The sequence below is a fragment of the Mesorhizobium sp. f-mel genome (genome assembly GCF_053850215.1).
Genome location: NZ_JBSPTO010000027.1, coordinates 43,998 through 56,949 on the forward strand (window position 1 = coordinate 43,998; position 12,952 = coordinate 56,949).

The window sequence follows — 12,952 nt, forward strand, 5'->3', positions numbered from 1 at the left end:
CACCGGGGTAAAGAAAACATGCATTCGGCGCGATACGTAAAACTTTAAATATAAGGTTAACAGAACTGTGATTCCGGCGCCGATATCGCAACATTTTTCCGGGCCAATCATTAACCCGTCATCCACAGGATGGGCCTATTTTTTGCGGCTGGATGAACGGAGTTGCAGAATCATGCGTGGCGAAAACGGCATTGCCTTCTCGATGCCCGGCGGCGACGTATCGGGAACGGCCGGGTCGCGGCCGGTGGACTTGGCGCATCTGGCGCGTCAGACGATGGGCGACCGCAACCTCGAACAGGAGGTGCTGGCGCTGTTCGTGCAGCAGGCGCTGTCCGTTCGCGACAGGATCGTCGACGCCGATGTGGGGCAAAGACTGCTTCTTGCGCACGGGCTGAAAGGTTCGGCGCGCGGCGTCGGCGCCTTCGCTATTGCCGATTGCGCCAGCGCGATCGAACTTCAACCTGAAGATACCAATACCCTCAAGCGGCTTGGCGCCCTGATCGAAGAAGTCCGCGATTTCGTCGCCGCCATCAGCCGTTAAACCGATTTCCGAAAAAAACGGCATAGAGCGCCGCTTTCGCGCGGCAGTTGACTTGTCTGCTGGAGTGATTATCTCGGCTGGAACTCCCTTCAGGTGACAAATGACCAAGCTGACCTTCATCGCCCATGACGGCACACATTTTGACGTGGATGCCGAAAACGGCTCGACCGTCATGGAGAACGCGATCCGCAACGCCGTGCCGGGGATCGAGGCCGAGTGCGGTGGCGCCTGCGCCTGCGCGACCTGCCACGTCTATGTCGACGAGGCATGGACGGCGGAAGTCGGTGAGCCGGAAGCGATGGAAGAGGACATGCTGGACTTCGCCTACGATGTCCAGCCGAACTCACGGCTCTCCTGTCAGATCAAGGTGCGCGACGCTCTCGACGGCCTGGTTGTGCGCGTGCCCGCCCGCCAGGGCTGAAGCGTGAAGGCTGAAGCGTTGTAGCCGATTTTTCGGGTCCCGGCTTGGCAGCGGGCCAATGGTCATGCAGTGTCTCGCCGTTCTCTATAGCGCCGCGCATCCTCTTGGACGCGCAAAGGACGCTATAGCACCGTGATTTGGCACATGATCTCCAGCGAAAATCGATTTCGATTTTCGCGGTCATGCGGATTGAAGGCGCATTCATGACCGATATCACCAGGACGGACGTATTGATTGTCGGGGCAGGGCCGGTCGGCCTGTTCGCTGTATTCGAGCTCGGCCTCTTCGACATGAAATGCCATCTCATCGACATACTCGATCGCCCTGGCGGGCAATGCGCCGAACTCTATCCGGAAAAGCCGATCTACGACATTCCCGGCTGGCCATCGATTTCGGCGCAGGGCCTGGTCGACAGGCTCCTTGAGCAGATCGCGCCGTTCAAGCCCGACTTCACCTTCAACCGCATGATCTCGAGCCTCGAAAAGCTCGAGGACGGCAGCTTTCGCGTCCTCACTGACGAGAACGAGGTTTTTGAAGCCAAGGTTGTGGTTATCGCCGCCGGCGGCGGCTCATTCCAGCCGAAGCGGCCGCCGATCCCGCACATCGAGATTTATGAGGGCAAGAGCGTCTTCTACTCGGTTCGCCGGATGGAGGAATTTCGCGGCCACGACCTCATTATCGTCGGCGGCGGCGATTCGGCGCTCGACTGGACGCTGAACCTGCAGCCGGTGGCCAAGAGCGTGACGCTAGTCCACCGGCGGCCGGAGTTTCGCGCGGCGCCCGACAGCGTCAACAAGATGTACGCCATGCAGGAGATGAAAGAACTGGATTTCCAGGTAGGGCAGGTGGCGGGATTGTCCGGCGCCGACGGCCAGCTTTCCTCCGCGACCATCAAAGGCCCCAGCGGCGATATCGAGGTGCCGTGCACGCGGATGCTGCCGTTCTTCGGCCTGACCATGAAGCTCGGACCGATCGCCGAGTGGGGGCTCAATCTTCACGAGAACTTGATCCCGGTCGACACCGAGAAATTCCAGACATCGGTACCGGGCATCTTCGCCGTCGGCGACATCAACTGGTACCCCGGCAAGCTGAAGCTGATCCTGTCGGGCTTCCATGAGGTCGCCCTGATGGCGCAGGCAGCCAAGCGCATCGTCAGCCCCGGCGAGCGAATCGTATTCCAGTATACGACCTCGTCGACCAGCCTGCAGAAGAAGCTCGGCGTCGCCGGCTAGCGGTGTTGATATTCAAGATGATGCCGGGCCTGATCTGAATCTTAACACGCACCTGGGTCATTGATTTTACTCAACGCGAATCGGCGCCGCGGTCTCGGCATGGCCGCGCAGCGGCTTCTCGGGCATCAGGCCGAGCGTGACAAGCGATACAAGCAGCGTCGCCGCGGTGGCAAGAAAGATCATTACGAACGGGGTCGCCGAGGCGATATGGCCGGCCGCCTGCGCGGCTTCGCCGGCTAACGGCAGGCCATAGCCGAGGGCGACCGCGCCGAGCATGGCGACACCAAGCGCGCTGCCGAGCGAGCGAAGGAAAGCCAGCACGCCGGTCGCGACACCAAGATGCGGGCGGTCGACGGCGTTCTGGACCGCAATGGTGACAACCGGAAACGTCGTCCCGGCACCCAGCCCTATGCAGGTCGTCAGAACCTCGACAACCACCAGCGAGGCGTGTCCGGCGATGAGGCTGAGCAGGCCGAGGCAGGCTATGGCGAAGATCGTTCCTGCGAGCGCGATCCGCTTGTAATGGACGAAGCGCGGTATCATGCGGCCGCTGAATGTCGCGCCTGCAACGGTGCCAAGCAACAGCCCGAGCATCGCGATGCCCGAATTGCTGACGGAGAGAGCAAGGACCGACTGCAGATAGACGGGCAGGTAGACCGCCAGGCCGACATTGGCGGCCTGCAGCAGGAACATCGAAAGCGTGCCGGCAAGCACGATCGGATTGCCGAGCACTTCGAGCGAGATCAGCGGTTCGGCCGCGCGCATGAGCCGCAGCGCAAAGGCGCCGCTAAAGACAGCCGAGCAAGCGAGCAGCCCGAGGATTTCGCGCGACGCCCAAGGATAGGCGCTGCCGCCCCAGTTCAGTGCAAGAAGCAATAACGCGGTGGCCACGACAAGAAGCAGCGCGCCGAGGCCGTCGATGCGGTGATGCTTTGCGGCGACGGGCAGTTTCTTGAGCGGCTTGTCGATGATCGCCATGGCCAGGAGGCCGAGCGGGATGTTGATCCAGAAGATCAGCGACCAGTGCAGATGTTCGGCGAAGGAGCCGCCGAGCAGCGGCCCGGCGATGCTGGCAACCGCCCATGTGCCTGCGATCCAGGCCGCGTAACGTGCGCGTTCGCGCGGCGGAACGAGGTCGCCGATCACGATTTGGGTCAGGGCGAACAGGCCGCCACCGCCGGCGCCCTGGATCGCCCGTCCAACGACCAGGACGAGCATGTTGAGCGCCATGGCGCTGACGAGCGATCCGGCGAGAAAGATGAGGATTGCCGCATAGACGGTCGGCCGGCGGCCGTAGACGTCGGAGATCTTGCCGTAGAGCGGCGCCGTGGCGGTCGCGGTCAGAAGGTAGCCGGTCACGATCCACGGCAGATATTCGGCATGACCGAGCAAACGCGCGATGGTCGGCATTGCCGGCGCGACGATAGTCTGGTCGAGCGCCGCCAGCAGCATCGACAGCAGCACACCGCCGATGATGGCGTTCTTTTCGCTTTCCGTCAGCGGCGACGCCTTTACCGGCGCCGTGGCCGCTTCGCTGACAGATTTGTCCATCGATCCACTCCGTCCGCCTGCGGCGACACTGCTTCCAGAGGAAGAGCCGGGGCCGTCCGTCTAAGCGCCGGTGACGGCGACAGGCCGGAAATCGGACCCTCTGAATTGGGCTGTGGACCTCGTTGGGCAACGGGGCTTCGAATCCCGCCAGGCAGGATCGCCGGACTACCGACCGGCATGCGTTTCGGATAACAGCGGCGTGGCAATAGCAGGCGATCTCGGACGTGTCGAGGCGAAGGCCCTGCCAATGCCTAAATCGTTACCATCTGGCCCAAGCTAACCCGGCAGTCGGCCGTTCTCGATGCGCTCCATGCGATAGCGCAGCAGACGCAGGATACGGCTCTCGAAATTGATTGTCTCGACGCGATCGAATTGCATCTGGGCCCGGTCGTGCTTGGCAAGAATAGCGGCGGCGATCTCCGCGGCCTTGGCCTTGGCCCGCTGGCAAGTCTTTTGCGGATAGGTCGCCTTCAGCGCATCCTCGAGTTCGCGGGCATGGTTCTTGGCGATCTCGACATGGCGGTCCTCATGGCGCTTGATGTCGGCGGACAATGTATCCCAAAACAGCCTTACGCCCGCATCAGCCTTGCGCGAGCGGCGCCACTCGGGAAGGATCACCTTGACCTTGAGAGTGACGTTGGCGTCGGCAATCGCGCAGGAATTCGATTTTTCCGCATAGCTGACGCGGGTGGTGAACGCCATCTGCGTCGCGCCTGGATGCCGCATCCCTGTACTTTTTACCTGGGGCCCAAGTTTCGTAAGCTGGGTTCCGATATCATCGAGCGTCCTGCCGCCGATGCTAAAGTAGCTATATGTCTTTACCAAACTCGCGGTGCCCGCCGGGAAGGCAGAAAAAGCGAGCATCAGGGCGCAAAGCAGTGATCGTTTCATCATGTTGCCTCTTTGCCCACCATGCGCTACGGCCGCTGCCGGCGCAACGGAATTGATCTTTGGCGGATCACACATGGTTGATGGACAATGACGACACGGCGATGGCAACTGGCGCATGGGCGTCATCTCGACCTCGGCGGCAAAGCGGTGATCGTCGGTATCCTCAATGTCACGCCGGACAGTTTTTCCGACGGGGGACTGTTCGTTGCGCCCGAACAGGCGATGGCCCAGGCCCGCCGGATGGTGGAAGAGGGGGCCTCCGTCATTGACGTCGGTGGAGAATCGACACGCCCCGGCGCATCTTCGGTAGCCGTCCAGGAAGAGCAGGCCCGTGTGCTGCCTGTCATCGAGGCGCTCGCCAGGCTTGGCAAGGCGCTGATTTCGGTCGACAGCTATCGCGAGGACACCGCTCGGCTTGCCGTCGCCGCCGGCGCCCATATCGTCAACGATGTCTGGGGCCTGCAGCGCGAACCGGGCGTCGCGCGGGTCGCTGCCGAGACCGGCGCCGGGCTGGTCATCATGCACACCGGACGTGACAGGCAAAAACTGCCCGACGTTATCGAGGATCAGTTTTCCTTCCTCACGAAGTCACTGGAAATCGCCCGGCAAAGCGGCGTTGCCGACGACCAAATCGTGCTCGATCCGGGCTTTGGCTTCGCCAAGGAAACAGCGGAGGAAAATCTCGACCTGATGGCACGGTTTTCCGAACTTGATGCCTTGGGCTTTCCGCTGATGGCGGGTACATCGCGAAAGCGCTTCATCGGCGCCGTCACCGGCCGCGACGCCTCGGCCAGGGGGGCCGGAACAGCGGCGACGAGCGTTATCCTGAGACTCAAGGGCGCGCAGCTTTTTCGCGTCCACGATGTCGCAATCAATGTGGATGCGCTGGCGCTTGCGGATGCTATGCTGGCCCGTGAAACCACCGCATAGGCTCGAAAATCAAAATCGATTTTCGGAAAGCAGGATGCGTAGATTGAAAGCGTTAGAGCGTAGTTTTTGCGTCCAAGTGGATGCACGTCGCTCTAATCGAGCGGGACGCTGAGCGATGTATGTCATCCGCATGAAGAACTGCGCCTTCTTCGCCCGGCACGGCGTGCTGGATGAGGAGGAGACGCTCGGCCAGCGTTTCTATGTCGACGCTGCGCTCTCCGTCGAACCCGGCCGCGCGCTGGTCGATGATTCCATCGAGGATACCGTCCACTATGGTGTCGCCTTCGGAGTGATCGAAAAGATCATAACCGGCGAGAGGCGTTTTCTGATAGAAGCGCTGGCGCTGGAGGTGGCCCGGGCGCTGACGGCCCGGTTTCCTCAGATCAAAAAGGCCGAGATCACCGTGCGCAAGCCGAATGCGCCAGTGCCCGGTGTGCTCGATCATGTCGAGGTGACCGTTGTCTGGCCAGAATAACACGGTTTACCTCAGCCTTGGCGGCAATCTCGGGGACCCGGCAAGGTCGATGGGCGCTGCGCTGCGTATGCTGGACGCTGACGAGAACGCGCGCGTCGTTGTCGTCTCCTCACTTTACCGCACGCCGCCTTGGGGCAAGCTCGACCAGCCGGATTTTCTCAATGCGGCTGCCGAAATTTCGACTGTGCTCGCACCACACGCATTGCTCGATCTCTGTCTCGACGTCGAGCGCAGACTGAAGCGGGTGCGCGAGGAGCGCTGGGGTCCACGGCTGATCGACATCGACATTTTGGTGTTCGGCGATCGGATTATCCACGAATCCGGGCTGGAAGTGCCGCATCCGCGCATGCTGGAGCGCGCTTTCGTTCTGGCGCCGCTGGCCGAGATCGCGCCTGACCTCACCGTCGACGGCAGAAGCGTGGCGGAGCGGCTTGCCGCACTCGACAGCGCCGGCATCGAGCGACTGCCGTCTGGCCGGGATTGGTGGCTGACCTAAAGCATCGGACCAAAACCTCTAACCAGTTTTGGCTCCGATGCACTGAGCTCAGCCGGAAAATCCGCCCCCGTCGAGGAACACCTGTTCCTCCGGCGTCGTCTCGCGGCCAAGCATCCTGTTTCGATGCGGAAAGCGGCCGAAGCGCTGAATGATCTCCAGGTGCTCGACCGCATATTTCAGATAGGATTGGGCTTTGGCGGTAAAAAGGTCCATCGATTTGAGCTGGTCGGCGAGATGCTCCGAATGCTCATACGGCAAATAGAGGAAGGCGCGCAGGTCTTCGTCGAGCGCCAGATCCTGGCCGGCGGCGGTCGCCTTTTCGGCAAAATGCTTCGCCAGCGGGTCGGTTGCATACATATGGCCGGTGCCGCGAAAGCAGTTTCGCGGGAACTGGTCGAGCAGGATCATCAGTGCCAGTGAGCCTTCGGCATGCTCCGACCAGTCATCGCATTCACGCCGTGCGGCAGCGTAGTGCAGGTCGAGAAACCGGTTGCGGAACTCCGCGTCGAAGGCGTCATTCTTCTCGAACCACGCATCTTTCCCGGCGTCACGCCAGAATCTGGTGACGGAGAGCGCACGTTCGTCCAGTTCGGTCATCTGTTGCTCCAGGTATTTAGTCCGCAGGCTCGGATTTGTGCAGAACGCCGGCGGTTTCTTCATTGAGCGCCTGACCGGTGCGGCGCGGCTGGCTGAGCGGTGTCGGAATGGGCGTGCCGATATTGCCCTTGAGGAAGCGCGCTCCGGCGCGAACGCCTTCGGCGAGCTGCAACTCGAAACGGGCAGCATCGCGGTGGCGGACATCCTCGATCACCTCGGCGACTTCCTCCGGGTCGACGCCCAGCGCTTCCAGCGTGGAGCCGCCGAAGACAAGCGCCGATTCGAAGGTTTCGCGAATCTGGAAATCGACGTCGGCACGTATCAACTGCAGTGCGGTTCCGCGGTCGAAAGCCCGTGCCAGCACGGTCAGCAGGGGAAACTCCGCCTTGACGAGCTTTGCGATGCGGACGGCGACATCGGGCTTGTCGACGCAGATCAACACGGCGCGCGCGCGGCCGGCACCTGCGGCACGCAGAATGTCCAGCCGCGTGCCGTCGCCATAATAGACCTTGAACCCGAAATCGGCCGCCGCCTGGATCATCTCGACCTCATTGTCGATGATCGACACATCGATCCCGCGCAACAGCAGCGGCTGGCTGGCGATCTGGCCGAAGCGGCCGAAGCCGATGATCAGCACGCTGCCGGTAAGGCCATCGGCGATGTCGACGCCTTCGAGCGACTGCTCGTCGCGCGGCGTCAGATACCGCAGTCCCAGAATGGCCAGCGGTGTCAGCACCATGGAGATGATGACGATCGCCGTCAGGGTCGCGTTAGCCTGGCTGTCGATGATGCCGACCGCCGCGGCTGCGGAATAGAGAACGAAGGCGAATTCGCCGCCTTGCGCCATGAAGACGGCGCGCTCGAGTGCTTCCCGGTGACCGGTCTTGAGGATGCGGGCGACGAGATAGATGCCGATCGCCTTTATCGCCATGTAGGCAACGACGTAGATGGCGACAAGCCGCCAGTTCTCGATGACCACATGCAGGTCGAGCGACATGCCGACAGCGAGGAAGAACAGCCCGAGCAGCACACCGCGGAATGGTTCGACATCAGCCTCCAGCTGATGGCGGAAGGTGGATTCGGACAAAAGCACGCCGGCCAGGAAGGCGCCCATCGCCATCGACAGGCCGCTGAGCTGCATGGCAAGCGCCGACCCCAGAACGACCAGAAGGGCGGCTGCGGTCATCACTTCGCGGGCGCGGGCGTCCGCCAGGATGCGGAAGAACGGATTGAGCAGATAACGCCCGGCCAACACCAGCCCGACGATGGCGGCAAGGCCTATGCCCACCTCCGTCAGCCGCTGCGTCAAGCTCATATCGGCGCCGCCCGGCGCCAGGAAGGCGATCAGGGCCAGCAACGGCACGATCGCCAAGTCCTCGAGCAGCAGGATGGAGACGATGCGCTGGCCTTTGGGCGCAGCGATCTCACCACGTTCCTCCAGAAGCTGCATGACGATCGCTGTCGAGGTCAGCACGAAGCCGGCGCCGGCGACGAAGGATTGCGAGATCGGAAAACCTCCCGCCAGTCCGACGCCGGTCAGCAACAGCGCGCATACGCCGACCTGCAATGCCCCAAGGCCAAAGATCTCTCGCCTGAGGCCCCACAGCCGCGACGGCTGCATCTCCAGCCCGATGATGAACAGGAACATGACGACGCCGAGCTCGGCGACGTGAAGAATCGCTTCCGATTCGGAAAAGATGCCGATGCCGAACGGGCCGATGACCACGCCGGCCGCCAGATAGCCGAGGATGGAACCAAGCCCCACGCGTTTGAAGATCGGTACGGCGACAACACCTGCGGCGAGCAGCGCCACCACGTGGATCAGATCGCTGCCCGCTGCTTCTGCTGCCATGCCTGCCGTTCCGTTCTCTCTAGAGACCGCTGCACGTGCTGCGGCATCGAGCAGCCAAGATACGGGCTTCGGCTGAAATCGAACAGTCCGAATCCGGAAACTGGTGCAGCAGTGTTGCAGGCGCGCTCCACAGCTTTATGCACCGCTGCGCTGCGTGTTGCAGCAATCGGGCGCTAAGGACGCGCGGCTTTGGCCGTGAAGGGCGGACGACGATCAAATCCGCCGTCTTTTTTTGAGGGAGACGACTGACATGAAGATTTTTTGCTTGTTGCCGTTGGCATCGCGGCACTTGCCGGATCGGCCTGCTCGAACGCGCCGGACTGCACGACTGAAATGCTGACCAAGAAGGCTCATGACATGACTGCAGCCCTTCAGGAGGCAATTACCAAGGATCCGGCCAAGGCGGCCGATCTCACCGCCAAGGTCCAGGCGGTCACAGCCGAGTATCAGGGCGCGACGACGGCGGACGAGGCCTGCAAGGCCTATGACGAGCTGACTGCCGCCATCAAGGCCTGAGAATCGATTTGAGTTTTGCAAAAGAAGCGGTGGCCGTGGCCGCCGCTTTTTTATAGCGCCGCCGCACGTCCTGTCGGACGCGCAGATAATCGCTCAGTTCGGCGCGATGGAGCCGACTTCGACCGTATCGACGCGCTTCAGCTTCATGCCGATGACCGGCACCAATTGCTGGTCGACGCGCACCGCAACCGTCACCGTCATCGAATTGTCGTTGGGGACAAGAGCCTGCATGACGCCGCGCAACTGATTGCGGTTGATGGTGAAGACGACCTTGTTGGCGCTGACCACGTTGCCGCCGATAATGTCGAGGCCGGAACCGGCGGCACCGCCCATGAAGCTGCCCTTGTAGCCCTCGCGGCCCTTGTGCTGGATCGTCGCCGACATCTGCTGGGTGAACATGCCGACCCGACAACCGCCGTCGAGCGACATGCCGATCTTGCCGTCAGGTGTCGAGCCGGTGAAATTGCAGGTGAATTTCGTGCCCTTGTATTTGCCGGCGACGATTTCCCCCGGGCCGACCCATTCGCCTTCCACGGATTGAAAGAACTTCTTGTCTCGTTCTGCTGCAAAGGTCTTTTCGGCCATGCCGGCAGTTGTTGAAACCACGACAGCTATGGGCAGGACACTGGACAAGATCACGCTTTTCATCGACGACATCCGGCAACAAAGAGTCTGGTTTGGAACCCGTCCGACCATGAACAAGATTGGTTAATGCTTCGTCACCACTAGCGCATGGCCCCGAAAATCGGGAGCGATTTGCGCTGGGATCGTGCGCGAAATCAAAGGGCTACAGCCTCCCACCAGGACGTGCGGTTCTGGAGACGGTTGTCACGTGTCGGAAGCGGATGTCTCCTTCTGCTTTTTGGTTGCAAACGATGTCAGCGCGGACAGGAAATCACCCATGCCGGGCCGTCTCGCGGCGCTGAAGGGCAGGGGCCTTGCGGTCTCCATCGCAGCAATGCCGATGCGCGCGGTCATCATGCCGTTGACGACACCTTCGCCAAGCTTGGCCGAGAGCCGAGCAGCGAGGCCATGGCCGACGATCTGCTGAACGAAACTGTCGCCGACGGCAATCGAGCCGGTCACCGCCAGATGGGCGAGAACGCTGCGCGCCAGCCGGAAGAACCCCAGCGTGCCCGGCCGGCCGCCATAAAGCTCCGACAGGCGGCGAATCAGCCGGCCCGCTTCGAACACGACATAGGCGACGTCGACCAAAGCGCGAGGGCTGACAGCCGTCACCAGCGACACGCGCTTTGCCGCTTCGAGAATCATCACCTTGGCGCGCGCATCGAGGGGGCCGAGGATTTCGGTCTCGGCAAGGCGCACCAGATTGCCACCGTCGATGATCTCGTCGCGCAGGTCAGCCAGCGCGCGTCTGCCGGCCGCGGTTTCGGGCTTGGCCGCGACGAAGGCCGAGAGTTCGTCGACCACGGCGCGAGCGGCCTTCGGATCGTCGCGGGCAATGGCGTCGAGTGCCCGCTTCTGTAGTTTTTCGACCTCGGCGAGGCGGGTGATCGCTAGGAATTCGCGGACGAGGATGATCAGAAGCGCCAGCAGCGCGATCACGGCCATGCCGGCGGCCAGCCAGCCCAGCCATTCGGCACGCGCGAACAGATCGCGAATCAGCTGGTCGGTCCAAAGGCCGAGGGCCAGCGAAACCAGAACGCCCAATGCGCCGAAGAACAGGGTGCCGAACGTCGAACGCTTCCGCGGCGCGGTCGCCGGCGGCGGTTCGGCGACGATGATGTCCGGCTCGTCGAAAACGTCGATTTCCGCCGGAGTGACGACGGCAAGATCAGCCTTCACGGTGCGCGGCTTTCTGGCCGATGGAGCGTCGGGCTGGCGCAAGGCTGCCCTTTCTTTTGGCGGGGCTTCCGGCTCGATGCGAAATGCCGCCGGCTTGCGGGGCGCGGTCATGCCAGATGATCTCCGATCAGGAACTGCAGGGCGCGGTCGAGCCTGATATGCGGCAGCGACAGCGTGACGCCTTCAGCCGTGCGTTCGAGCTTTGGCGGGCGAAAGCGCACGAAGCGTATCGCCGGGTCCTCATCGCTTTTCCGATGGCCCGGGTTCTGCCGATGGTCTGGTCCAGAGACATCGAACACTGCATCAATTTTCTCCGGCAAATCACCGGGAAATATGGCTGTTTCGGTTCTTCCATCGAATGTTTCGCCGTTGATCTTTTCACCTTTCAACGGTGTGCCAATGATGACTGGCAGCGTCTCACGGCCTTGCTTGACCGTGCCTTCGCGGGTCGCGCGCACCGCCGCCAGGGCGACCACGTCGACATCGGCGCCGGTGAAATTTGCTCGCGCCACGGCGCGGTCGGCAAGCCGCCGCACGATCGCCTGCAGCCGTTCGTGGCTTTCGTGATGCAGATGGTCCGCCTTCGTCGCCGCCACCAATATGCGGTCGATCCGCCTTGAAAAAAAGTCAGTCAGGAAATTGCCGCGGCCGGGGCGGAAGCAGGCGAGGATTTCGGTCACCGCACGTTCGAGATCGGCCATCGCGCCGGGGCCTGCGTTCAGGGCCTGCAGGGCGTCTATCACCACGATCTGGCGGTCGAGGCGCGTGATGTGCTCCCGGAAGAACGGCTTTACGACGTATGTCTTGTAGGCCTCGTAGCGCCGCTCCATCATCGCCTGAAGCGACCCGGAACGCGCCCGCCGCTCACTCTGGCCCGGCAAGGGCGCGAAGGTCAGCGCCGGCGAGCCCTCAAGATCGCCGGGCATCAGGAAACGGCCGGGCGGCAGGGTCGAAAGCGCCCGCTCGTCGAGCTTGCATGCCTTGAGGTAAGCGGCGAAGCTCTCGGCGAGGCGTCGCGCCGTCATCTCGTCGGCGTCCGCATTCAGGTCGACTGCGGCGGAGAGCGAGCGCCATTCCTGCGAAAGGTCGGCGCGCACCGGCAGCACGGCCATCTCGAACGCTTCGCGCGAGAAATCAGCGTAGGATTTACCGAGCAACGGTAGGTCCAGCAGCCATTCGCCGGGATAGTCGACGATATCGACCGACAATCTGCCTGATGAAAACATGCGGCTCCAGGCGGAGGCCGATTCATATTCGATGGTGAGCCTCAGCTCGGAAATGGCACGTGTCGAATCCGGCCACAGGCGATCGTTGACCAAAGCCGCTACGTGATCCTCGTACTGGAATCGCGGTACGGCGTCATCCGGTTGCTCTTCGAGGAAGGCACGGGCGATGCGTCCCGATTTCTGCGCCGAGAACAGCGGCAAGCGCCCGCCATGGATCAGATTGTGGACAAAGGCTGAGATGAACACCGTCTTGCCCGCGCGGGAAAGACCAGTGACACCCAGTCGCAGTGATGGCGAAAAAAGCCCGGTAGCGCGCCCCGACAGCGTATCCAGGGCAATCTTCGCCTCGTCGGTGAAAGTGGTCAGCGATGATGCCAAAATGCGGTCTCTCGGGGCTTCGGTACGATCCGATATAGAC

Annotated in this window: 14 protein-coding genes; 7 read left to right on the forward strand and 7 right to left on the reverse strand. The window is 62.2% G+C overall.

Translation table 11 applies throughout. The features are described from left to right. The first annotated feature begins 172 nt into the window (after positions 1 to 172). The 3 genes from ACWUKX_RS25060 (at position 173) to ACWUKX_RS25070 (ending at position 2,194) form a co-directional block, all read left to right on the forward strand. Positions 173 to 541 (forward strand): Hpt domain-containing protein, encoded by a 369-nt coding sequence (locus tag ACWUKX_RS25060; RefSeq protein WP_095520463.1) that lies wholly within the window; start codon positions 173 to 175, stop codon positions 539 to 541. A gap of 100 nt (positions 542 to 641) precedes the next feature. Then, positions 642 to 962, forward strand: coding sequence for a 2Fe-2S iron-sulfur cluster-binding protein (locus ACWUKX_RS25065; protein WP_006334837.1), 321 nt, complete (start codon positions 642 to 644; stop codon positions 960 to 962). A 203-nt stretch (positions 963 to 1,165) separates the two neighbouring features. Further along, entirely contained in the window at positions 1,166 to 2,194 is a 1,029-nt protein-coding gene (locus ACWUKX_RS25070; protein WP_456009524.1) for an NAD(P)/FAD-dependent oxidoreductase, read from the forward strand. A 66-nt stretch (positions 2,195 to 2,260) separates the two neighbouring features. On the opposite strand, the gene ACWUKX_RS25075 is transcribed toward ACWUKX_RS25070, so the two are convergent. Continuing rightward, a complete protein-coding gene (locus ACWUKX_RS25075; protein ID WP_456009525.1) occupies positions 2,261 to 3,745 on the reverse strand; it encodes an MDR family MFS transporter in 1,485 nt (494 codons plus the stop codon). A 276-nt stretch (positions 3,746 to 4,021) separates the two neighbouring features. Beyond that, on the reverse strand, positions 4,022 to 4,639 hold the full coding sequence (locus ACWUKX_RS25080; protein WP_456009526.1) for a DUF922 domain-containing Zn-dependent protease: 618 nt from the start codon (positions 4,637 to 4,639) through the stop codon (positions 4,022 to 4,024). 84 nt (positions 4,640 to 4,723) lie between these two features. On the opposite strand from ACWUKX_RS25080, the gene folP reads away from it, so the two are divergent. From folP to folK, 3 genes are all read left to right on the forward strand, one after another. Beyond that, the gene (gene folP / locus ACWUKX_RS25085) at positions 4,724 to 5,566 is read left to right on the forward strand and encodes a dihydropteroate synthase (protein WP_456009527.1); all 843 of its coding nucleotides are present in this window, start codon (positions 4,724 to 4,726) and stop codon (positions 5,564 to 5,566) included. Positions 5,567 to 5,681: 115 nt separating this feature from the next. Continuing rightward, positions 5,682 to 6,041: a dihydroneopterin aldolase gene (gene folB / locus ACWUKX_RS25090; protein WP_029352935.1), complete on the forward strand. Its 360-nt coding sequence runs from the start codon at positions 5,682 to 5,684 to the stop codon at positions 6,039 to 6,041. Continuing rightward, on the forward strand, positions 6,025 to 6,537 hold the full coding sequence (gene folK / locus ACWUKX_RS25095) for a 2-amino-4-hydroxy-6-hydroxymethyldihydropteridine diphosphokinase (RefSeq protein ID WP_128344559.1): 513 nt from the start codon (positions 6,025 to 6,027) through the stop codon (positions 6,535 to 6,537). The genes folB and folK overlap by 17 nt, the downstream gene beginning before the upstream one ends. 48 nt (positions 6,538 to 6,585) lie before the next feature. Here folK and ACWUKX_RS25100 read toward each other — a convergent pair whose 3' ends face one another. Together ACWUKX_RS25100 and ACWUKX_RS25105 are read right to left on the reverse strand one after the other, a co-directional pair. Further along, positions 6,586 to 7,134: a DUF924 family protein gene (locus tag ACWUKX_RS25100; RefSeq protein ID WP_456009528.1), complete on the reverse strand. Its 549-nt coding sequence runs from the start codon at positions 7,132 to 7,134 to the stop codon at positions 6,586 to 6,588. Between the two features lie 16 nt (positions 7,135 to 7,150). After that, on the reverse strand, positions 7,151 to 8,986 hold the full coding sequence (locus tag ACWUKX_RS25105; RefSeq protein WP_456009529.1) for a monovalent cation:proton antiporter-2 (CPA2) family protein: 1,836 nt from the start codon (positions 8,984 to 8,986) through the stop codon (positions 7,151 to 7,153). 261 nt (positions 8,987 to 9,247) lie between these two features. Here ACWUKX_RS25105 and ACWUKX_RS25110 point away from each other — a divergent pair, with 261 nt between their 5' ends. Next, entirely contained in the window at positions 9,248 to 9,502 is a 255-nt protein-coding gene (locus ACWUKX_RS25110) for a hypothetical protein (protein ID WP_456009530.1), read from the forward strand. A 93-nt stretch (positions 9,503 to 9,595) separates the two neighbouring features. On the opposite strand, the gene ACWUKX_RS25115 is transcribed toward ACWUKX_RS25110, so the two are convergent. From ACWUKX_RS25115 to ACWUKX_RS25125, 3 genes are all read right to left on the reverse strand, one after another. Continuing rightward, positions 9,596 to 10,150, reverse strand: a complete 555-nt coding sequence (locus ACWUKX_RS25115) for a hypothetical protein (protein ID WP_029352927.1) — start codon at positions 10,148 to 10,150, stop codon at positions 9,596 to 9,598. A 180-nt stretch (positions 10,151 to 10,330) separates the two neighbouring features. Continuing rightward, on the reverse strand, positions 10,331 to 11,419 hold the full coding sequence (locus ACWUKX_RS25120; RefSeq protein WP_456009531.1) for a YcjF family protein: 1,089 nt from the start codon (positions 11,417 to 11,419) through the stop codon (positions 10,331 to 10,333). Continuing rightward, the gene (locus ACWUKX_RS25125; RefSeq protein ID WP_456009532.1) at positions 11,416 to 12,912 is read right to left on the reverse strand and encodes a YcjX family protein; all 1,497 of its coding nucleotides are present in this window, start codon (positions 12,910 to 12,912) and stop codon (positions 11,416 to 11,418) included. The genes ACWUKX_RS25120 and ACWUKX_RS25125 overlap by 4 nt, the downstream gene beginning before the upstream one ends. Positions 12,913 to 12,952: the final 40 nt, after the last annotated feature.